This window comes from Pseudomonas sp. NPDC090208, from assembly GCF_044746785.1.
Classification (GTDB): Bacteria; Pseudomonadota; Gammaproteobacteria; order Pseudomonadales; family Pseudomonadaceae; genus Aquipseudomonas.
This window is the reverse complement of record NZ_JBIVCU010000006.1, coordinates 256,464-277,888: the sequence shown is the minus strand read 5'-3', so window position 1 is coordinate 277,888 and position 21,425 is coordinate 256,464. Positions and strand designations below refer to the sequence as shown.

12 protein-coding genes and 2 tRNA genes are annotated in these 21,425 nt (G+C 63.2%); 7 read left to right on the top strand and 7 right to left on the bottom strand.

Annotated features, from left to right (window positions below):
- Positions 1 to 146: 146 nt before the first annotated feature.
- A complete protein-coding gene (locus tag ACIPL0_RS13160) occupies positions 147 to 1,574 on the top strand; it encodes an aldehyde dehydrogenase family protein (protein ID WP_400597077.1) in 1,428 nt (475 codons plus the stop codon).
- A 345-nt stretch (positions 1,575 to 1,919) separates the two neighbouring features.
- Here ACIPL0_RS13160 and ACIPL0_RS13155 read toward each other — a convergent pair whose 3' ends face one another.
- The 3 genes from ACIPL0_RS13155 to ACIPL0_RS13145 all read right to left on the bottom strand — a co-directional run bounded on the left by ACIPL0_RS13155 (position 1,920) and on the right by ACIPL0_RS13145 (position 5,957).
- A complete protein-coding gene (locus ACIPL0_RS13155) occupies positions 1,920 to 3,674 on the bottom strand; it encodes a GMC family oxidoreductase (RefSeq protein ID WP_400597076.1) in 1,755 nt (584 codons plus the stop codon).
- A gap of 13 nt (positions 3,675 to 3,687) precedes the next feature.
- Positions 3,688 to 4,737, bottom strand: a complete 1,050-nt coding sequence (locus ACIPL0_RS13150; RefSeq protein ID WP_400597075.1) for an ABC transporter substrate-binding protein — start codon at positions 4,735 to 4,737, stop codon at positions 3,688 to 3,690.
- A gap of 308 nt (positions 4,738 to 5,045) precedes the next feature.
- Positions 5,046 to 5,957: a LysR substrate-binding domain-containing protein gene (locus tag ACIPL0_RS13145; RefSeq protein WP_400597074.1), complete on the bottom strand. Its 912-nt coding sequence runs from the start codon at positions 5,955 to 5,957 to the stop codon at positions 5,046 to 5,048.
- Positions 5,958 to 6,063: 106 nt separating this feature from the next.
- Between ACIPL0_RS13145 and ACIPL0_RS13140 the strand changes: the two genes are divergently transcribed.
- Both ACIPL0_RS13140 and ACIPL0_RS13135 read left to right on the top strand, forming a co-directional pair.
- Entirely contained in the window at positions 6,064 to 7,143 is a 1,080-nt protein-coding gene (locus tag ACIPL0_RS13140; protein WP_400597073.1) for a tartrate dehydrogenase, read from the top strand.
- Positions 7,144 to 7,250: 107 nt separating this feature from the next.
- A complete protein-coding gene (locus tag ACIPL0_RS13135; RefSeq protein ID WP_400597072.1) occupies positions 7,251 to 8,177 on the top strand; it encodes a 2-hydroxyacid dehydrogenase in 927 nt (308 codons plus the stop codon).
- 342 nt (positions 8,178 to 8,519) lie between these two features.
- Here the strand turns inward: ACIPL0_RS13135 and ACIPL0_RS13130 are convergent, their stop codons facing one another.
- Positions 8,520 to 12,617 (bottom strand): molybdopterin-dependent oxidoreductase, encoded by a 4,098-nt coding sequence (locus ACIPL0_RS13130; protein WP_400597071.1) that lies wholly within the window; start codon positions 12,615 to 12,617, stop codon positions 8,520 to 8,522.
- A gap of 730 nt (positions 12,618 to 13,347) precedes the next feature.
- On the opposite strand from ACIPL0_RS13130, the gene nirB reads away from it, so the two are divergent.
- Both nirB and nirD read left to right on the top strand, forming a co-directional pair.
- Positions 13,348 to 15,909 (top strand): nitrite reductase large subunit NirB, encoded by a 2,562-nt coding sequence (gene nirB, locus ACIPL0_RS13125; protein WP_400597070.1) that lies wholly within the window; start codon positions 13,348 to 13,350, stop codon positions 15,907 to 15,909.
- On the top strand, positions 15,906 to 16,283 hold the full coding sequence (gene nirD / locus ACIPL0_RS13120) for a nitrite reductase small subunit NirD (protein ID WP_400597068.1): 378 nt from the start codon (positions 15,906 to 15,908) through the stop codon (positions 16,281 to 16,283). Before nirB ends, nirD begins: the two co-directional genes overlap by 4 nt.
- A gap of 482 nt (positions 16,284 to 16,765) precedes the next feature.
- Here the strand turns inward: nirD and ACIPL0_RS13115 are convergent.
- Both ACIPL0_RS13115 and ACIPL0_RS13110 read right to left on the bottom strand, forming a co-directional pair.
- Positions 16,766 to 16,842, bottom strand: a tRNA-Asp gene (locus tag ACIPL0_RS13115).
- 20 nt (positions 16,843 to 16,862) lie between these two features.
- Positions 16,863 to 16,938, bottom strand: a tRNA-Val gene (locus tag ACIPL0_RS13110).
- Between the two features lie 160 nt (positions 16,939 to 17,098).
- Between ACIPL0_RS13110 and rdgC the strand changes: the two genes are divergently transcribed.
- The gene (gene rdgC, locus ACIPL0_RS13105) at positions 17,099 to 18,019 is read left to right on the top strand and encodes a recombination-associated protein RdgC (protein WP_400597067.1); all 921 of its coding nucleotides are present in this window, start codon (positions 17,099 to 17,101) and stop codon (positions 18,017 to 18,019) included.
- 159 nt (positions 18,020 to 18,178) lie between these two features.
- Positions 18,179 to 19,144: a bile acid:sodium symporter family protein gene (locus tag ACIPL0_RS13100; RefSeq protein ID WP_400597066.1), complete on the top strand. Its 966-nt coding sequence runs from the start codon at positions 18,179 to 18,181 to the stop codon at positions 19,142 to 19,144.
- Positions 19,145 to 19,291: 147 nt separating this feature from the next.
- Here ACIPL0_RS13100 and ACIPL0_RS13095 read toward each other — a convergent pair whose 3' ends face one another.
- Positions 19,292 to 21,163, bottom strand: coding sequence for an MFS transporter (locus tag ACIPL0_RS13095; protein ID WP_400597065.1), 1,872 nt, complete (start codon positions 21,161 to 21,163; stop codon positions 19,292 to 19,294).
- Positions 21,164 to 21,425: the final 262 nt, after the last annotated feature.

The window sequence follows — 21,425 nt, the reverse complement described above, 5'->3', positions numbered from 1 at the left end:
GACCTGAGATTATGCCCCATCCAACTATTAGTAAATTGTCCACGGAAAATAACCGAGCCTACTCTTGCCGGCAAACCTGCGTGTGGATTTCAGCAGCACGCTGGATCGACACCCGTCTTTTTTCCCTTCACGAGACCGCTCTTCATATGGAAAACGCCCTGAAGTTCTACATCGACGGCCGCTGGGTGGAACCGTACGGTAACGCCCGCCTGCCGGTGATCGACCCGGCCACCGAACAGGCCTTCAGCGAGATCGCCATGGGCAATCGCGCCGATGTCGAAGCCGCCGTGAGCGCCGCTCGCCGGGCCTTTCCGGCCTTCGCCAGCACCTCGCCGGCCGAGCGCAAGCAACTGCTGCAGCGCATCCTTGAAGGTTTCATGGCCCGTTACGACGAAATCGCCGAGGTGATCACCCGCGAGGTCGGCGCGCCCAAGGGCCTGTCTCACGGCTGGCAGGCGGGGATCGGCAAGTTCCATCTGGAGCAACTGCTGCGCACCCTCGACACCTTCGAGTTTCAGACATCCCGTGGCACCACGCTGATCAATCAGGAGCCAGTGGGCGTGGTGGCGCTGATCACGCCGTGGAACTGGCCGATCAACCAGATCGTCTGCAAGGTCGCCCCGGCGCTGGCGGCGGGCTGCACCATGGTGCTCAAGCCCAGCGAAATCGCGCCGCTCAACGCCCTGCTGTTTGCCGAAGTGATGCACGACGCCGGGGTACCGGGCGGGGTCTTCAACCTGATCAATGGCGATGGCCCGACCGTGGGCGCGGCGCTGTCGGCGCACCCGCAGGTGGACATGGTCTCGTTCACCGGCTCGACCCGTGCAGGCGTCGAGATCGCCCGGCTGGCCGCACCGACGGTCAAACGCGTGCATCAGGAACTGGGCGGCAAGTCGGCGAACATTCTGCTCGACGACGTGGAACTGGAAAGCGCCGTCACCGCCGGGGTCAACAGTTGCTTCGGCAACAGCGGCCAGTCGTGCAACGCACCGACGCGCATGCTGGTGCCGGCGGCGCTGCATGATCAGGCGGTGGAGATTGCCCGCCGCGCCGCCCTCGCCCACCGTCTCGGGGCACCGAGCGAAGACGACACCACCCTGGGCCCGGTGATCAGCGAGCGGCAGTACGAAGCGATCCAGCGGATGATCGCCATCGGTATCGACGAAGGCGCGCAACTGGTGTGCGGCGGCCTGGGCCGCCCCGAGCATCTGCCCCAGGGCTATTACGTGCAGCCGACGATCTTTGCCGGTGTCCGCCAGGACATGACCATCGCTCGCGAAGAAATCTTCGGTCCGGTGCTGGTGATTCAGGCCTACGAAGACGAAGCCGATGCGGTGCGCAAGGCCAACGACAGCGTGTTCGGCCTGGCCGCCTACGTGCAGTCATCCAGCCTGGAACGCGCGCGCAAGGTCGCCTTGCAGATGCGTGCCGGCAGCGTCTACCTCAACTACCCGGCGTGGGACGCGGCGGCGCCGTTCGGCGGTTACAAACAGTCCGGCAACGGCCGCGAATATGCCGAGTGGGGGCTGGAGGCGTTTCTGGAAACCAAGGGGATTGTCGGTTGGGGCGTTTGACGCAGCCCCCCCCCTGTAGGAGCGCGGCTTGTCCCGCGACCGGCGACGAAGTCGTCGTAAAATCGGTAAATGCGGTGTGTCAGGTAGGCATAGTCGTCAGGGTTTACTGCCGCTTCGCGCCAGCTCGCAGGACAAGCCAGCTCCTACAGGTTTTGCGTCATTGCACCGAACCTTGGGAGCGAATTCATTCGCGATTGGCCGGCACATCCGGTATCGATGTCGCCTGACCACCCACATCGCGAATGAACTCGCTCCCACATGATCACCGAAACGCCAGCGCCTGCAGACTCCCCTCGGCAACACCGGACCGTAGGAGCCGGCTTGCTGGCGAAGGCGGTGTATCCGTCAACAAGGATGTGTCTGACCTTGCGCATTCGCCAGCAAGCCGGCTTCTACAACGGTGTCCGCCACCTGCCCCTTGATCAGGTCCGCCATGCGTTCGGCGATCATGATCGTCGGCACGTTGGTGTTGGCGCACGGGATCGACGGCATCAGCGAGGCATCGCAGACCCGCAAGCCTTCGACGCCGATCACCCGGCCATCGCCGGTGGTCACGGCCAGGGGGTCGTCGGCACGGCCCATGCGGCAGGTGCCTGACGGGTGCCAGGTGCCACCGACATTGCGCTGCACGAACTCGGTCAGTGCCTGATCATCGGCCAGCAGTTTTTTCAGGGTCACGCCCTGAGTCACCAGGCCATGCACCAACAGCCCGCGGAACGGCCCGGCGATGTCCAGCAAGAGGCTCAACGCCCCACGCTGCAAGGCGTTGAACGTCCCCGGCATGGCGACCTTCGCCACTCGCGGCGAATAGCTGGATGGAAACACAACGCTGCGCTCGCCGCTCAGTTCCTGCGCCGACAAGGTCTGCGCGCCGAACCGCAAAGCCTGCTTCAGGCGCTGCAAATCCCGCGCATCGGAGAGCATGTCGAAGTTGACCTGCGGCTCGTCGTGAGGATCGTTCGATACCAGACGCAGGCGCCCGCGGGAGTAGGATTTGTTGACCCAGAAAAAGATCGTGCCCAGCCGGTAACCGATCGAATGCCAGCCGGAGCGCGACAGGATCGCGCCGTGCATGTCGCCGGGCACGGTGTCTGCCAGTCCCGAGGAAAAGCGCACGATAGCCTGCTCGTGGTGCTCTTCCGGAAACGGCGTGCGCCCTTGCCGGGTCAGCAGCGCCGAGACGGCAATCGACGGATGCTCCATCAGGTTGCCGCCGACACCGGGCCGGTCGGCCACCAGCGAGATACCCAGCGACACCAGTTCGTCCACCGGGCCGATGCCGCTGCGCATCAGCACCGCCGGCGTGTGAATCGCCCCGGCGCAAACAATCACTTCCCGAGCCTGCAGCGTTTCGGCTTCGCCGCTTTCGGCAATGATCCGCGCGCCCGTCGCGCGGCCGCTCTTGAACAGCACCCGGTCGACCACACAATGCGTGCGGATCGTCAGATTGCTGCGCCGCCGTACCTCATCGGTGAGGTAACAGACCGAGGTGGGAATCCGCTCGCCTTGTTCGCTGACGCCGATGGCACCGACATAGGTGCCGTCTTCCCAGCGGCCGTTCTGGTCTGGCTTGTGCGCCAGACCCTGACCGGCGAGCACCTTGATCACCGCCTTGACGAACGGCGACAGGCGCTCCGCCGGCGTGCGCCGGATCCGCAACGGGCCTTTGTTGCCGTGGCGGTCGCCATGTTGCGCGCCGCTGAAATCGGTGTCGTTTTCCAGCTTGCGGAAGTACGGCAAGCAACTGTCCCAGCACCAGCCTTCGGCGCCGAGCCGCTGCCATTCGTCATAGTCCGCCGGGGCACCCCGGTTGGTCATCAGCGCGTTGATCGCCGAGCCGCCGCCGAGAATCCGCGCCTGTTCGTAACGCCGCGAGGCACTGGCGCGCTGGCCCATGAAAGCGCTCAGGCGCTGCCAGATATTGCTCACGTCGAGGTAGGCCCGACCGGGGTAGCGGCTGCGGATCGCCGCCGGCATGTTCTGCGCGGAAATATCGCGCCCCGCTTCGATCAGGCAGACCCGCTTGTGCGGGTCCTCCGAGAGCCGGGCGGCGAGCACGCAACCCGCCGACCCGCCACCGAGAATCAGATAATCGATCATGCACCCGCCCCGCTTACTGAACGAACTTCAGCCAGCGATCCTTGGCCGCGATACCGGCCGCCGACGCCCACCACTCTTCCGACATCAACGCCTGTTTGGCCGCATTGTCCGGTGAGCTCGGCAGCTCTTTCGCCCGTTGCTCGGTGATCTTGCCGGTGCCGAACGCTGCCGGGTTGCCCGGGCCGTAATCGATATACAGCGGCAGGTTGGCCTGCAGTTCAGGCGACAGCGCCTCGTTGATGAACTTCACCGCCGAGGCGTAATTCGGCGCGTTTTTCAGGATGCACAGCTGAGTGTTTTGCAGCAGGCCGTCGTTGTAGGTGAAGGCCACGTCCGGGTTGCTCTTCTGCACGGCGCTGGCGCGGCCGTTCCAGATCATCAGCATGTCGACCTCGCCATCCGCCAGCAACTGCGCCGACTGCCCGCCCGAGGTCCACCACACGGCGATGTTCGGCTTGATCTGCGCAAGGCGTTTGTAGGCGCGGTCGACGTCCAGCGGGTAAAGCTTGTCGCGCGGTACGCCGTCAGAGAGCAAGGCGGCTTCCAGCGTACTCATCGGGTCGTTGCGCAGGGCGCGGGTGCCGGGGAAGTTTTTCACGTCCCAGAATTCGGCCCAGGTCTGCGGGACTTTCTTCAGGGTTTTCTTGTTGTAGCCGATCACCGACGAATAGAACTCGTAGGCCACCGAGTACGGCGTGCGGTACTGCGCCGGCATGTTCTGCACGTTGGGCATCTTGCTCAGGTCCAGCGGCTCGATCAGCCCTTCGTTACCGCCGCGCACGCAGTTGGACGGCGGCGTGTCGATCACGTCCCACACCGGTTTTTTCGCATCGCCCTGGGCCTTGACCATCGGCCAGGCGTCCGGCGCGCTGTCCTGCTTGATGGTCATGCTCAGGCTTTTCGCAGCGGGATCGAGAATGGCTTTGGTCTGCGCCTCCTGATAGGCGCCGCCCTGGGAAACGAAGGTGATTTGATCGGCCATGGCGGAGCTTGCGCACGCCACCGAAAGACTCAACAGGGAAATGACGGAACCGAACACTTGAGCAACAGACAAGGTTTTCATGGCAAATCATCCTGGACGTAGATTAATTCGGCAGCGCTAAAAACCTTCGACGGACACCCGGCCTGCGGATGCTTCGCTCAGGTTTGCTTTTTTTGTTTATCCGAGCGGGACATCCGGACGTTACAAGAGCATGACGTGAGGGGGCAATGCACGAATAGTCAGGTTAACCATAACTTGGAGTCATACTCGTTGTAGGAGCGCACTTGCCCGCGAACGCGGAGTGTCAGGCAACATAAATGCGTCTGATCAATCGCAATCGTCCGAATGCGGCCCAGACCAAGCGCGCTCCTACGGATAGGCGTGACCACTCACCGGATCGCCGCAAACGGCAGGCGCTTGCCCAGCGCCTGGGCCAGGTACTGGACGAACAGCGAGATGCGCGGCGGGATGTGGCGGCGGTGCTGATACACCGCAAAGATGTCGCCGCGCGGCGCCTGATGGTCGGTCAGCACGGCCTGCAGGCGACCGCTGTCGAGATATTGCTGCACATCCCAGCGCGAACGCAGGATCAGCCCATGCCCTTCCAGCGCCAGGCTGACCGCCACTTCGCCGTCGTTGCTCGAGAGCGTACCGCTGACCTTATGGGCAAATTCGCGGCCGTCCTTGTGGAAACGCCAGATCGCGAAATCGCTGGCGAACTGGCGCAGCACGATGCAGTTATGCCGCGCGAGATCGGCCACGCTCACCGGCGCAGGCATAGCTTCAAGGTATCCCGGTGAGGCACAGAGGATCCGCGGATTCTCCAGCAGCCGAACGCCGATCAAGCGCGAATCCGGCGGTTCACCCATGCACAGACCGACGTCGAACTGGTCGTCGAGCAGGCTCAGCGGCTGGCTGGTCAGCTCCAGGGAAATCTCCAGTTCCGGGTGCAGCCGGGCGAACTCCGACACCACTGGCGCCAGGTGACGCCGACCAAAACCGAGGGTGCCGTTGATTCGCAGGCGCCCGCGCAAAGTCGGCTGGCGGCTGTTCAGCGCGCTCTCCAGTTCTTCGAGCTGGCGCAGGATCGGCCGCCCGCCTTCCAGGTATTGCGAGCCTTCCGGAGTTAACGACAGGCGCCGCGTGGTGCGTTGCAGCAATTGCACGCCCAGGCGCGCTTCCAGCTGGCTGAGGCGCTTGCTCACCGCCGGCAACGACAGGCCCATGTGCCGCGCGACTTCGGTGAGGCTGCCACGGGTGGCGACCTGCTGAAAGAAGCTCAAGTCGTCGATGGCGCTCATGGATTCTTTCTCCAAATCTAAGAATGGCTTTCCCGCAAGACTAATTATTAATCCAGAAACACTGCATACACTGAGCCGCATCCACCTTCAACCCTGGAGTCGCACCATGAGCAAGGCCCGATACAAGATTGCAGTGATCCCCGGCGACGGCATCGGCAAGGAAGTCATGCCCGAAGGCGTGCGCGTGCTCGACGCCGTGGCCGCCAAACACGACCTGGAACTGCAATGGGACTGGTTCGACTTCGCCAGCGCCGATTACTACCTGGCCCACGGCAAGATGATGCCGGACAACTGGTTCGAACTGCTCAAGGGCTATGACGCAATCTACTTCGGCGCGGTGGGCTGGCCGGACGTGGTGCCGGACCACATTTCCCTGTGGGATTCGCTGCTGCAGTTCCGCCGCGAGTTCGACCAGTACGTCAACCTGCGCCCCTGCCGGTTGATGCCCGGCGTGAAGGCGCCGCTGGCGAACCGCAAGCCCGGCGACATCGACTTCTGGGTGGTGCGCGAGAACACCGAAGGCGAATACTCCAGCGTTGGCGGCAAGATGTTCCCCGGCACCGAACGCGAGATCGTGCTGCAGGAAACCGTGATGACCCGGGTCGGCGTCGACCGCATTCTCAAGTTCGCCTACGACCTGGCGCAGAGCCGACCGAAGAAGCACCTGACCTCGGCAACCAAGTCCAACGGCATCGCCATCACCATGCCGTACTGGGACGAGCGCGTCGCCGAAATGGGCAAGCAATACCCTGACGTCAACGTCGACAAGTACCACATCGACATCCTCACCGCGAACTTCGTCCTGCACCCGGACTGGTTCGACGTGGTGGTGGCGAGCAACCTGTTCGGCGACATCCTCTCCGACCTGGGCCCGGCCTGCACCGGCACCATCGGCATCGCGCCGTCGGCCAACATCAACCCGGAACGCAATTTCCCCAGCCTGTTCGAGCCGGTCCACGGTTCGGCGCCGGACATCGCCGGCAAGGGCATCGCCAACCCCATCGGGCAGATCTGGTGCGGGGCGATGATGCTCGACCACCTCGGCCATCCGGAAGCCGGCGCGGCGGTGCTGGCGGCCATTGAAAGCGTGTTGTCCATGGGCCCGCAGGACGCGCCGCTGACCCGCGACATCGGCGGCACCGGCAACACCGAAGCACTGGGCAAGGCCATCGCCGCTGCGGTCTGAGCCGGAGAAAAACGTGCAATCTCCCGTTCGCCCAGCGCGATTCGGGAGATTGTTGCGTCGGGCTCTGGCATCGTGGAGGCATTCTTTTCGGCGCTTGCGAGAACCCCATGGCCCTGCTGTTCAAAGTCGACGACGAGCGCGGTAGCGCCTGGCAGTCACTGTTCGCCCAACATGCTCCTGACATCGACGTGCGCCTGTGGCCGGACACCGGCAATCCCGAGGACGTGCGTTACTTCGCCTGCTGGCAGCCGCCCAGCGATCTGCTCACCCGCCTCCCCAACCTCGAAGTGATCTTCGCCACCTCGGCCGGGGTCGATCAGTTCGACGCGGGCCAGTTGCCCGCACACATTCAGGTGGTGCGCATGCTCGATCCGGGCATCGCCCAGGGCATCGTCGAATACGCCTGTTTCGCCGTGCTCAGCCTGCACCGGCAGATTCCGCTGTACCTGCAACAGCAGCGTGAACGGCAGTGGCAGGATCACCTTTTGCAGCCAGCGAGTCAGCGTCGGGTCGGGGTCATGGGGCTGGGCAATCTCGGCCAGGCCGTGCTGGAAAGCCTGCGCCCGTTCGGCTTCGAGCTGCACGGCTGGGCGCGTTCGCAGAAGCATATAGACGGTGTCTGCTGTTATGCCGGCGACGAGCAACTGCCGGCGTTTCTCAGCCAGTGCGACATCCTCATCTGCCTGCTGCCGCTGACCGACGACACCCACGGCATTCTCGACGCCCGTACCTTCGCCGCGCTGCCCAACGGCGCCAGCCTGATCAACCTCGGGCGTGGCGGGCATCTGGTGGAAGAGGATCTGCTCACTGCGCTGGCGTCGGGGCAGTTGAGCCACGGGATCGTCGACGTGCTCAACGATGAACCGCCTCCCGCCGACCACCCGTTCTGGCAACACCCGCAGATCTGGCTGACTCCGCACATCGGCGCCATGACCTCGCCGCACAGCGCGTTCGAGGTGCTGCTGGCGAACATCCGCCGGCATCAACGCGGCGAAGCGATGCAAGGGCTGATTGAACGAGACAAAGGCTATTGAACAACCGCTCGGCAACACACTTCCCGGTGGGAGCGAATTCATTCGCGATGCGGCCAGTCAGGCGACATAGGTGTATCGGCCCAAATGCCCTTCGCGAATAAATTCGCTCCCACAAAGAGCCTTGGCGTTTGTTGCCCGACAAATGGGGGGGGTACCGAACGCATGGCCTGAAACGAAACATAACCTGTAGGAGCTGGCTTGCCCTGCGACCGACAACGCAGTCGTCGTAAGATCAGAACCCGGGGTTTTCCTGACACACCGCATTGGCCGGGTTTGCTGCCGCTTCGCGCCAGGTCGCAGGGCAAGCCAGCTCCTACAGGTTGCGCAGCGCCAGCCCCGACGTTAATACACATCCCGCAGATAACGCTTCTGCTCGGCCAGATAACGCAGGTGCTCGGCGGCGCTGTCTGCATCGAGGCCGCCGTGCATGGCGATGACCTCGCGCAGCGCCTGATCGACGTCCTTGGCCATATGCGTGGCGTCACCGCAGATGTACAGCTGCGCGCCGTCCTGCAGCCAGCGCCAAAGCTCGGCGCCTTGCTCGCGGATGCGTTGCTGCACGTAGATCTTCTGCGCCTGATCACGGGAGAACGCCAGGCTCAGATGGGTCAGCAAGCCATCCTTGTGCATGCCCTCTAGCTCATCGCGGTAATAGAAGTCGGTGGCCACATGCTGCTCGCCGAAGAACAGCCAGTTGCGCCCGGCATCGCCCCGCGCCCGCCGCTCTTGCAAGAACGCGCGGAACGGCGCCACGCCGGTGCCCGGTCCGATCATGATCATCGGCACGTCACCGTCGGCCGGCACGTGAAAGTGTCGGGTCGGTTGCAGAAAGATCGGCACCTCGCAGGCCTCGGCACGGTCGGCGAGAAAGGTCGAGGACACGCCCTTGCGCTTGCCGTAGCGCACCGCCGACACGGTCAGGTGCACCTGATCGGGATGTGCCTTGCTGCTGGAGGCGATGGAGTACAGGCGCGGCTGCAAGCGCTTCAAACTGCCCAGCAGCGCCTGCGGCTCACACTGCACTTTGCAGGTTTGCAGCACGTCGGCCAGTTGCCGGCCCCACAGCCAGTCCTTCAACTCGTCCTTGCGCGACTCACTCAGCAGGCTTTGCAACTCGGCATTGCGACTGTGCTCGGCGACGAAGTTCAAGGTATCGCGATGGGGCCGGGCGATCTCGAAGTGCTCGCTCAGAGCCTGATGCAATGGCATCTCGCCGACTTTCTCGACCTGCACCGGATGCTCAGCGGACATGCCGGTCAGGCTCAACAACTCGTCCACCAATGCCGGACAGTTGCGCGGCCAGACCCCCAGGGCATCCCCCGCTTCGTACTTCAGCGGTGCGTCCCCCAGGCTCAGGGCAAACTGGCGGGTGTCCTTGCTGGAGCCCTCACCATTGAGACGGGCATTGATCACCAATTGCGCCGGTTGCGGCCGCGCCCGGCTGGCCATTTCAGGCGACGCCGCTGTGGCTGTCGGTGCAACGACCTGCGCCACACTGACCGCCGAAATCGACGGCGTCAGCGCCTGCTGCAACTGGGTCAGCCAGGCATCGGCCGGGGCGTCATAGTCGGTGTCGCAATCCAGCCGTGGCAGCAGCGCCGAAGCCCCCAGGGCCTGCAAGCGCTGATCGAGGTTCTTGCCGTGCTGACAGAACTGGTCGTAATTCGGATCGCCCAGCGCCAGCACCGCGTAACGCAACGATTGCAGCGGCGCCTGGCGGGCACTCAGCGACGACCAGAACGGTTGGCCGTTGTCCGGCGCATCGCCGTCGCCAAAGGTGCTGCTGATCACGGCCAGATTGCCGATGCTGTCCAGTTGCTCGACGGCGAACGTCGCCATGTCGCTGACCGTCACGGCAATGCCTGATTCACGCAGGCGGCTGCCGAAGCGCTCGGCGAGGGCCTCGGCATTACCGGTCTGCGACGCCCACAGCAGGGTCAGGGCAGCGTGCTTCTGAGTCGATTCCACTGTAGGGGTTGGCGCAGCGGCAGGGGCCTGGCTGAACAGGCCGGCCAACACGCCGTCGAGCCACAACCGCGTGTCATTGGCAAACGGCGCATGGCCCGGCAGCACCGGCACGTCATCGCACGGGCTCGATTGCAGCGCGTTGAGAAAGCCGGCCAGCCAGGTCTTTTCCCGATCGTTCAACTGCGGCGCCGGCACATCGGCAATGCCGGTGATCCGGGCGAAAGTGGCGAGGCGCGACATGGCGGGCTCCTGATCAATGGATGAAGGTGAAGATGGCGGGCTTTCGCGTGCAGGCCCCTGCAAAAACTGATGATCGATCAGCTCGACCTTCTTCAGCGCCACCGCACAGACCTTGAATTCCGGCTGCAGCGAAATCGGGTCGATGGCGTCGTTGGTCACAGCGTTGATCGCCAGTCGCTCGCCGTACACGTCGTTCCAGTGAAACGGCGCAAAACAGTTGCCCGGCTGCACACGGTCGGTGACCACGGCGGGCAGTACGGCGTGGCCGCGCAGCGAGCGCACTTCGACGGCATCCTTGTCGCGGATGTTCAGCGCCGTGGCGTCCTGCGGATGGATTTCCACGAACGGGCCGGGGTTGAGTTTGTTCAGGGTCGGCACCTTGCCGGTCTTGGTCAGGGTGTGCCACTGGTGTTGCAGGCGCCCGGTATTGAGCAGCAGCGGGAAGTCGGCGTTAGGCATTTCCACCGCCGGCATGTGCGGGCGGGCATGGAACACGCCTTTGCCGGACGCGGTGGCGAAGACGATGGCCGGGCGCTGGCCTTGCTCATCCAGGGTCAACCGCTGGCTGACTCCGTCGTTGAGGTAGCGAATCGGGTTGCGTGTGCCGCTGGCTTGCGGCGCACAGGGCCATTGCAACGAGCCGTCACGCAGTCGCGCATAGCTGGCGCCGCGAATGTCGTAGCCGGTCTTCGGGTTCCACGCCTGTTTGATTTCCTCGAACACCTCTTCGGCCGAGGCGTAACTGAAGCCGTCGGCGAAGCCCATGGCACAGGCGACCCGGGCAATGATCTGCCAGTCCGGCAGCGCATCGCCCGGTGCATCGACGGCTTTCTGCGTCAGATTGAGGTTGCGCTCGGAGTTGATCATCACCCCCTCGCCTTCGGCCCACAGTGCGCCCGGCAACAGGATGTCGGCGTAGCGGTTGGTTTCGGTGTCGAGAAACGCATCTTGGGTGATCACCAGTTCGGCAGCCTGCAAGGCTTCGATCACCGTGCTGCGGTTGGCGACGCTGGCGACCGGGTTGGTGCAGATGATCCAGCAGGCCTTGATCGCGCCATCGCGCATCTGCTCGAACAGGTCGATGGTGCCGCCGCCGACCTGCTGACGCAGGCTGCCGCGCGGGATGCCCCAGAGCTCTTCTATATAGAAGCGGTCGGCATCCACCAGCACCGAGCGCTGCCCCGGCAGGCCCGGCCCCATGTAGCCCATTTCCCGACCGCCCATGGCGTTGGGCTGGCCGGTGAGGGAAAACGGCCCGCTGCCGGGACGACAAATCGCCCCGGTCGCCAGGTGCAGGTTGCACAGCGCGTTGGTGTTCCAGGTGCCGTGGGTGCTCTGGTTCAGGCCCATGGTCCAGCAGCTCATCCACTCCGGCGCCTGGCCGATCATCTGCGCCGCCTTGCGGATGCCAGCCTCGGCCAGGCCGGTGATCTGCGCCACGTTGCTTGGCGTGTAATCGGCGAGAAACGCCGGCATGGCCTCCCAGCCCTCGGTAAATCCGGCAATGAAGGCGTCGTCGATGTCGCCGTTTTCCAGCAACAGGTGCAGCAGGCCGTTGAGCAGCGCCAGGTCGGTACCGGGCTTGATCGGCAGAAACAGATCGGCCTTGTCCGCTGTGGCGCTGCGCCTTGGATCGACGACGATCAGCTTCGCCCCTGCCTTGATCCGGTCCATCATGCGCAGGAACAGGATCGGGTGACAGTCGGCCATGTTGGCGCCGATGACGAAGAACAGATCGGCCTTGTCGAAATCGTCGTAGGAACCGGGCGGGCCGTCCGAGCCCAGCGACAGTTTGTAGCCGCTGCCGGCGCTGGCCATGCACAGCCGCGAGTTGGATTCGATATGCGGCGTGCGCACAAAGCCCTTGGCGAGTTTGTTGGTCAGGTATTGCGCCTCCAGCGACATCTGCCCGGACACATAAAAGGCCAGCGCATCCGGTCCGTCGCGGTCGAGGATGGCGCGCAGGCGGCGGGCGGTTTCGTCGATGGCAGCGTCGATATCACTGCGCACCGGGTCCTGACTGCGCTGATGGCGCAAATAGGCCGATTCCATCCGCCCCGACTCGGCAATCGCCTGGCCGCAGGTGGTGCCCTTGGTGCAGAGACGGCCGAAGTTGGTCGGGTGGCTCTTGTCGCCACTGACCTTGATCACCCGGTTGTTCTCCACCTGCATGACGATGCCGCAGCCGACACCACAATAAGGACACACACTGCGCACGCTGTTGCTGGCCATGTTCACTTTCCCGAAAGCAAAAAAAAGACGCCCTGTTCTCCTCCGTCGAAAAACGGGGAGCACACGGCGCCTTTGTCGTGAAGATGGCAATCGGCGTTGACTGCCTGTGCGCAGGGTTTTGCAAAGGACGGGCCAGTCACAACATATGCAGGCTGCGGCGATGTGGATTTTGTGGGAGGGAGCCCTGCTCGCGAAGGCGGTGGGTCAGGCAACGCCGCATCAACCGGGCTGACACGTTCGCGAGCAGCGCTCCCTCCCACAGAAGATCGAGGTTGGCTCTACCGGCCTGATTCGGCTTCACCATGGGGCGATCCGGCCGCAATCGCACCGATTTTGTGCCCTGCACCATCCCCCTGTAGGAGCTGGCTTGTCCTGCGACCGGCTGCGCAGCAGTCGTAAATCCAGCAAACGCGGTTCGCCTGACACACCGCATATGCAGGATTTACGACGGGTTCCCCGCCGGTCGCAGGACAAGCCAGCTCCTAAAGGAATTACGCCGTTCGCGGGCTGGCACACCCCTTGCTTCGTCCCTGACAAGTCCAGCCACACATGCGCGGCGGGCGGCCCCGAACGGTCAACGATGATCGCTCACCGGGCTCAGCAGGTTGCACCGACACTGTGGTCGCGTGGCAACCCATAAAAGAACAGGCAAAGGCGCCTGGAACCGATCGGTTCCGGGCGCCTTTTTTTTGCTTTCAAAAAACCTGATTGGCCTTGGCCGGGACTCGCTATGAACACCACAGTCGCCTCTCTCAACGATGTGCCCACCCTGATCGTCGTCGGCAACGGCATGGTCGGTCACCACTGCGTCGAGCAACTGATCGCTGCCGGCGCCCTGGAGCGTTATCGCATCCATGTGTTCGGCGAAGAAGGCCAGCGCGCCTACGACCGCGTACATTTGTCCGAGTACTTCGGAGGTCGCGATGCCGAGTCGCTGGCCCTGAGCGATGCGGCTTTATATGAGCAACCCGGCCTGAGCCTGCACCTCGGCGTGCCGGTACTGGAAATCGACCGCGTACGCCGCGAGGTGATCACCGCCAAGGGCGCCTTCGCCTACGACAAGCTGGTGCTGGCCACCGGTTCGTACCCGTTCGTGCCACCGATTGAAGGCGCCGAGGGTCACTCGCGGCTGGTCTATCGCACCCTCGACGATCTGGACACCATCCGCGCCGCTGCCAGCAACGCGAAACGCGGCGTGGTGGTCGGCGGTGGCCTGCTCGGCCTGGAAGCGGCCAACGCGCTGAAGTCCCTTGGACTGGAAGCCCATGTGGTGGAATTCGCGCCACGGCTGATGCCGGTCCAGCTCGACGACTTCGGCGGCGCCGCATTGAAGGCACGTATCGAAGCGCTGGGCGTCGGTGTGCATCTGTCCCGCGCCACGCAGTCGATCAGCGCCGGCGAAGACTATCGCTACCGGATGAATTTCGCCGGTGATGAATTTCTCGAAACCGACCTGATCGTCTTCTCCGCCGGTATCCGCCCGCAAGACGCCCTCGCCCGCCAGTGCGAACTGGAACTGGGCCCGCGTGGCGGCATCGCCATCGACGAACACTGCCGCACCAGCGATGCCGACATCTTCGCCATCGGCGAATGCGCGGCGTGGAACGGCAGCGTTTTCGGCCTGGTGGCGCCGGGCTATCAGATGGCCCGCAATGTCGCTGCACAATTGTGCGATCAGGACGCCGAGCCGTTCTTCGGTGCCGACATGTCGACCAAGCTGAAACTGCTCGGCGTCGACGTCGGCTCCATCGGCGACGCCCACGGTGCCCTGACCGGCGCACGCAGCTACCGCTATATCGATGAAGCGACCGCCAGCTACCGCCGTCTGGTGGTGTCCGCCGACGGCAAGCAGGTGCTCGGCGCGGTGCTGGTCGGCGACAACAGTTATTACGACACCCTGCTGCAATACGCGCAGAACGGCATCACCCTGCCGGCCGATCCGTCGAGCCTGATCCTGCCGCAGGGTGAAGGCGCGCCGACCCTCGGTGCAGATGCCCTGCCGGCCACGGCGACCATCTGCTCCTGCCACAACGTCAGCAAGGGCGCGATCTGCTCGGCCATCGACAGCGGCTGCACCGACCTCGCCGGGATCAAGGCCTGCACCAAGGCCGCAACCGGTTGCGGCGGCTGCTCGGCGCTGCTGAAAAGCGTGTTTGAACACGAACTGACCGCCCGTGGCGTGGCCGTCGACAAGAGCCTGTGCGAACACTTCGCCTACACCCGTCAGGAGCTGTACGCCTTCGCCCGGGTGGAAAACATCGAAAGCTTCGACGCCATGCTGGCTCGCCACGGCAAGGGCCACGTCGGCTGCGATATCTGCAAACCGGTGGTGGGCTCGATTCTCGCCTCGTGCTGGAACCGGCCTATCATGGAGCCGTCGCTGGTGCCACTGCAGGACACCAACGACACCTTTATGGCCAATATGCAGAAAAACGGTACCTATTCGGTGGTGCCACGCATCCCGGCGGGCGAGATCACCCCGGACGGCCTGCTCGCCATCGGCGCCGTGGCGAAAAAATACGACCTCTACACCAAGATCACCGGCGGCCAGCGCATCGACCTGTTCGGCGCGCAGCTGCATGAACTGCCGGACATCTGGGCCGAGCTGATCGCCGCCGGTTTCGAGACCGGCCACGCTTACGGCAAATCGACCCGCACGGTGAAATCCTGCGTCGGCAGCACCTGGTGCCGTTACGGCGTGCAGGACAGCGTGCAGATGGCGCTGACCATCGAGGATCGTTACAAGGGGTTGCGCTCGCCGCACAAACTCAAGTTCGCCGTGTCCGGCTGCACCCGCGAATGCGCCGAAGCGCAGAGCAAGGACATCGGCGTGATCGCCACCGAGAACGGCTGGAACCTCTACGTGTGCGGCAACGGCGGCATGCGTCCGCGCCACGCCGAGCTGTTCGCCACCGACCTGGATGACGAAACGCTGATCCGCTACATCGACCGCGTGCTGATGTTCTACATCCGCACCGCCGACAAGCTGCAGCGCACGTCGGTCTGGCGCGAGTCGCTGGAAGGCGGGCTGGATTACCTCAAGGCGGTGGTCATCGACGACAGCCTGGGTCTGGCCGCCGAGCTGGAAGAACAGATGCAACTGGTGGTCGACCGCTACGAATGCGAGTGGGCCAACGCCCTGAAGAGCCCGGAAAAACTCAAGCGCTTCCGCACCTTCGTCAACGACAAGGCGGCCGACCCGGACATCCGTTTCGTCAAGGAACGCAGCCAGCGCCGCCCGGCGCGGGCCCATGAACTCAACCTTATCCCTGTCGAGGAGATCGCACGATGAGCACATCCCATGCACTGCTGATGGATATTCCCCGCACCCAGACCTGGCGCGCGCTGTGTACGCGGGAGGATCTGGTGCTCAATTCCGGCGTGGTGGCGCTGGCGGGTACGACTCAGGTGGCGCTGTTCGAGGTCGCGACCCTGGGTGGCGCGCCAAAGCTGTTCGCCGTGGACAACCGCGACCCGGCGACCGGGGTCAATGTGATCGGCCGTGGCCTGATCGGCAGCCTGGCCGGCGATCTAGTCATCGCCTCGCCTTTATATAAGCAGCATTACCGCCTGGAAGATGGCACCTGCCTGGAAGACCCGAGCCTGAGCCTGCGCACCTGGCCGGTGCGGATGGTGGGGGATGTGGTGGAGATTGATTTGGGGTGATGCGCTACGGAGCGGTGCGTGCTGTCTGCGTTTGATTCTGGCCGAAGGCCGTGGGAGCCGGCTTGCTGGCGAATGCGTCGGGGCAGTCAACCCAGCAGTGTTTGATCTGCCAGGGTTCGCCAGCAAGCCGGCTCCTACAGTATTGGCGCGCCCGACGAACCGTGTGGGAGCGAATTTATTCGCGATGGTCGTACGGCTGGCGCAGATCCGTCGCCTGGGACACCGCATCGCGAATGAATTCGCTCCCACAGGACTGTAGGAGCTGGCTTGCCCTGCGACCGGCGACATAGTCGTCGTAAAACCGGTAAATGCGATCTGCCTGTCACACTGCATTTACCGAGTTTGCTGCCAGTGCCCGGCAGGTCGCAGGACAAGCCAGCTCATACAGGGCAATTGCGCAAAAAATCGCAGGCACAAAAAAAGCGACCCTAAGGTCGCTTTCTTTGTCGTATCGAGGAGTTCAAGGGCCTCGATACTCAATATGGCGCAGCGGACGGGACTCGAACCCGCGACCCCCGGCGTGACAGGCCGGTATTCTAACCGACTGAACTACCGCTGCGCGTAACACCTTTCAACGAGTGGTGGGTGATGACGGGATCGAACCGCCGACCCTCTGCTTGTAAGGCAGATGCTCTCCCGGCTGAGCTAATCACCCTTGTCTCTCGGTGTGGCGCGCATTCTACGGAGCGATCCAACCTCTGGCAAGCACTTTTTCAAATAATTTTTATAATCCTGCCAAAGGCTTACATCAGGGTTGGCCGCAGGGGCCCGGCAGCGAATAATGCCCCCCTTTGTATAAAGGAGAGATGTACCCCATGTGGTTCAAAAACCTGCTTGTCTATCGCCTGACCCAGGACCTGCCATTTGACGCCGAGGCGCTGGAAACCGCATTGGCGACCAAGCCTGCACGAGCTTGTGCCAGCCAGGAGTTGACCACTTACGGTTTCATCGCGCCGTTCGGCAAGGGCGAAGACGCCCCGCTGGTTCACGTCAGCGGCGACTTCATGCTGGTATCGGCGCGCAAGGAAGAACGCATCCTGCCGGGCAGCGTGGTCAATGACGCCCTTAAAGAGAAGATCGAAGAGATCGAGACCGAGCAGATGCGCAAGGTCTATAAAAAGGAGCGCGACCAGCTCAAGGATGAAATCATCCAGGCGTTCCTGCCTCGCGCCTTTATCCGCCGTTCGTCGACCTTCGCCGCCATCGCGCCGAAGCAGGGCCTGATCCTGGTCAACGCTTCCAGCCCGAAACGCGCCGAAGACCTGCTGTCGACCTTGCGTGAAGTGGTCGGCTCGCTGCCGGTACGTCCGGTCACCGTGAAGACCGCGCCGACCGCGATCATGACCGACTGGGTCAAGAGCGGCGAAACTGCGGCCAACTTCTTCGTCCTCGACGAATGCGAACTGCGCGACACCCACGAAGACGGCGGCATCGTGAAGTGCAAGCGTCAGGACCTGACCAGCGACGAAATCCAGCTGCACCTGAGCACCGGCAAGGTCGTGACCCAATTGTCGCTGGCCTGGCAGGACAAACTGTCGTTCGTGCTCGATGACAAGCTGAGCGTCAAGCGCCTGAAATTCGAAGACCTGCTGCAGGATCAGGCCGAACAGGACGGCGGTGATGATGCGCTGGGCCAACTGGACGCCAGCTTCACCCTGATGATGCTGACCTTCGGCGAATTCCTGCCGGAGCTGTTCGAAGCGCTGGGCGGCGAAGAGATTCCGCAGGGGATCTGATTCATCTGCGTTTTACCCGGACAGCTCCTCTGTGGGAGCCGGCTTGCTGGCGAATGCGATCTGTCAGCGACATAAAAGGCGCATGACACACCGCTTTCGCCAGCAAGCCGTCTCCCACAATTGCGTTCTCTACTCGTCCAACAATAAAAGGAGCAAGCCATGCGTGCACTGGCTGCATTGAGTCGATTTGTCGGTAATACCTTCGCGTACTGGGTGCTGCTGTTCGCCGTGCTGGCGTTCCTGTTCCCGACCTGGTTCATCAGCCTGAAGACCCTGATCGTGCCGCTGCTCGGTCTGGTGATGTTCGGCATGGGCCTGACCCTGAAGCTGGAAGACTTTTCCGAAGTGGTCCGCAACCCGTGGCGCGTGGCGCTGGGCGTGGTCGCGCACTTCGTGATCATGCCGGGCATGGCGTGGTTGCTGTGTCAGGTGTTTCACCTGCCGGCAGAGATTGCCGTCGGCGTGATTCTGGTTGGCTGCTGCCCGTCCGGCACCTCGTCCAACGTCATGACCTGGCTGGCCAAGGGCGATCTGGCGCTGTCGGTGGCCATCGCCGCCGTCACCACCCTGCTCGCCCCGCTGCTGACCCCGGCGCTGATCTGGTTGCTGGCGTCGGCCTGGCTGCCCGTGTCTTTCATGGAAATGTTCTGGTCGATCCTGCAACTGGTGATGCTGCCGATCGTGCTCGGCGTGATCGCCCAGCGCCTGCTTGGCGCCAAGGTGCAGTTCGCGGTGGAAGTGCTGCCGCTGATCTCGGTGGTCAGCATCGTGATGATCGTCTGCGCGGTGGTGGCGGCCAGCCAGGCGAAGATCGCCGAGTCGGGCCTGCTGATCATGGCCGTGGTGATCCTGCACAACAGCTTCGGTTTCCTGCTCGGCTACTTCACCGGCAAGCTGTTCAAGCTGCCACTGGCGCAACGCAAGTCACTGTCGCTGGAAGTCGGCATGCAGAACTCCGGCCTGGGCGCGGCATTGGCCAGTGCGCACTTCTCGCCGCTGGCGGCGGTGCCCAGCGCGCTGTTCAGCGTCTGGCACAACATCTCCGGGGCGTTGCTGTCGACGTATTTCAGGAAGATGGGGCCGGATGGCAGTGTTGAAGTGAACGGTAGATCAACTGCCGAGTGATGCCCCCTGTAGGAGCTGGCTTGCCCTGCGACCGGCGACGCAGTCGTCGTAAATCCGGTAAACGCGGTGTGTCAGGTAAACCGCGTGCACAGGTTTTACGACGGGTTCCCCGCCGGTCGCAGGACAAGCCAGCTCCTACACGTTTTGCTACCTCACATCCCCACGCAACTGCGCCACCCGCTCGCGCACCAAGGCCGGGGCGCTGGCTTCGTCGGCAATCGCCGGGCCGGCCACCAGGGTCACCCGTGACCAGAAACGGCGGAAGAAGCCTTTCTGCGGGTCGCGACTGAAGAAACTCCCCCACAACCCCTGCAACGCCAGCGGAATCACCGGCACACGGGTTTCCTCCAGCACGCGGGTCATGCCGCCCTTGAACTCGTCGATCTCGCCGTTGGTGGTCAGCTTGCCTTCCGGAAAGATGCACACCAGCTCGCCGTCGTTGAGGTATTCGGCAATGCGTTTGAACGCCCGGTCGTAGGTCTGCAGGTCTTCGCTGCGCCCGGCGATGGGAATCGCGCCGGCCGTGCGGAACACGAAGTTGAGCACTGGCAGGTTGAAGATCTTGTAGTACATGACGAAGCGGATCGGCCGCCGCACGGAACCGGCAATCAGCAGCGCATCGACGAACGACACATGGTTGCAGACCAGCAGGGCCGCGCCCTCGTCCGGAATCTGTTCAAGGTCACGATGCTTCACCCGGTACATGGAATGGCTGAGCAGCCAGATCATGAAACGCATGGTGAATTCCGGAACGATCTTGAAGATGTAGGCGTTGACCGCGATGTTCATCAGCGAGACGACGAGGAACAGCTGGATGATCGTCAGGTTGAGCACGCTGAGGAAAATGATCGAGACAGTCGCCGAGACCACCATGAACAGCGCGTTGAGAATGTTGTTGGCGGCAATCACCCGCGAGCGCTCGTTCTCCGGCGTGCGCGACTGAATCAGCGCATACAGCGGCACGATGTAGAAACCGCCGAAGACGCCGATGCCGAGGATGTCGAACAACACCCACCAGGCCTGCGCGCTGCCGAGAATCGCCAGCCAGTTGTTGGCCTGGATGTTCTGCGGAAAATCACCGGAGTGCCACCACAGCAGCAGGCCGAATACCGTCAGGCCCATGGAACCGAACGGCACCAGACCGATTTCCACTTTGCGCCCCGACAGCCGCTCGCAGAGCATGGAGCCGGCAGCGATGCCGATGGAGAACACGGTGAGGATCAGGGTGACGACGGTTTCGTCGCCATAAAGGAAGGTCTTCGCGTAGGCCGGGATTTGCGTCAGGTAGATCGCACCGACAAACCAGAACCACGAGTTGCCGACAATCGAGCGCGACACCGCCTTGGTCTGGTTCAGGCCGAGTTTCAGGGTGGCCCAGGATTCGCTGAAGATGTTCCAGTTGATCCGCAGATCCGGCGTGGCGGCCGCAGCCGGCGGGATGCCACGGCTGGTCAGATAGCCCAGACAGGCGACGCCGACCATGGCAATCGACACCACCGGCGCGTAATGGGTGGTCGACATCATGATCCCGGCGCCGATGGTGCCGGCCAGAATCGCCAGGAAGGTGCCCATTTCCACCAGACCGTTGCCGCCCACCAACTCGTCTTCATGCAGGTGTTGCGGCAGGATCGAATACTTCACCGGGCCGAACAGCGCCGAGTGGGTGCCCATGGCGAACAGCGCCACCAGCATCAGCCACAGGTGATCGAACAGAAAACCGACCGCGCCGACCACCATGATGGCGATTTCCAGCATCTTGATCAGGCGGATCAGCCGATCCTTGGGGTATTTCTCGCCGAACTGCCCGGCCAGCGCCGAGAACAGAAAGAACGGCAGGATGAACAGCAAGGCGCACAGGTTGACGTAAATAGAACGGTCACCGTCGATGGCCAGCTTGTAGAGAATGGCGAGGATCAGCGATTGCTTGAAGATGTTGTCGTTGAAAGCCCCGAGGGACTGGGTCACGAAAAACGGCAGGAAACGCCGTTTTCCCAATAAATTGAACTGCGACTGACTCATCGTCCGTGGTCCTGAGTGACGCCGGTAGCGGCTTTTGCATTGGAACGCAGGGATTCCGTTCCGAGCCACATTGAAGACGTAACAGGCACCTCTGTCGATAGTGGCCGTTATCTCACGCATCCCTTGTAGGAGCTGGCTTGCCCTGCGACCGGCGACGAAGTCGTCGTAAAACCGGCAAACGCGATTCACCAGACACACCGCGTTCATCGGTTTTACGACTGCTGCGCAGCCGGTCGCAGGGCAAGCCAGCTCCTACAGGTGG

Bases quoted from the DNA above. Each gene is read 5' to 3' on its own strand.
- ACIPL0_RS13160 (WP_400597077.1), top strand. From the start codon at position 147: ATGGAAAACGCCCTGAAGTTCTACATCGACGGCCGCTGGGTGGAACCG.
- ACIPL0_RS13155 (WP_400597076.1), bottom strand. From the start codon at position 3,674: ATGATCGATTATCTGATTCTCGGTGGCGGGTCGGCGGGTTGCGTGCTC.
- ACIPL0_RS13150 (WP_400597075.1), bottom strand. From the start codon at position 4,737: ATGAAAACCTTGTCTGTTGCTCAAGTGTTCGGTTCCGTCATTTCCCTG.
- ACIPL0_RS13145 (WP_400597074.1), bottom strand. From the start codon at position 5,957: ATGAGCGCCATCGACGACTTGAGCTTCTTTCAGCAGGTCGCCACCCGT.
- ACIPL0_RS13140 (WP_400597073.1), top strand. From the start codon at position 6,064: ATGAGCAAGGCCCGATACAAGATTGCAGTGATCCCCGGCGACGGCATC.
- ACIPL0_RS13135 (WP_400597072.1), top strand. From the start codon at position 7,251: ATGGCCCTGCTGTTCAAAGTCGACGACGAGCGCGGTAGCGCCTGGCAG.
- ACIPL0_RS13130 (WP_400597071.1), bottom strand. From the start codon at position 12,617: ATGGCCAGCAACAGCGTGCGCAGTGTGTGTCCTTATTGTGGTGTCGGC.
- nirB (WP_400597070.1), top strand. From the start codon at position 13,348: ATGAACACCACAGTCGCCTCTCTCAACGATGTGCCCACCCTGATCGTC.
- nirD (WP_400597068.1), top strand. From the start codon at position 15,906: ATGAGCACATCCCATGCACTGCTGATGGATATTCCCCGCACCCAGACC.
- rdgC (WP_400597067.1), top strand. From the start codon at position 17,099: ATGTGGTTCAAAAACCTGCTTGTCTATCGCCTGACCCAGGACCTGCCA.
- ACIPL0_RS13100 (WP_400597066.1), top strand. From the start codon at position 18,179: ATGCGTGCACTGGCTGCATTGAGTCGATTTGTCGGTAATACCTTCGCG.
- ACIPL0_RS13095 (WP_400597065.1), bottom strand. From the start codon at position 21,163: ATGAGTCAGTCGCAGTTCAATTTATTGGGAAAACGGCGTTTCCTGCCG.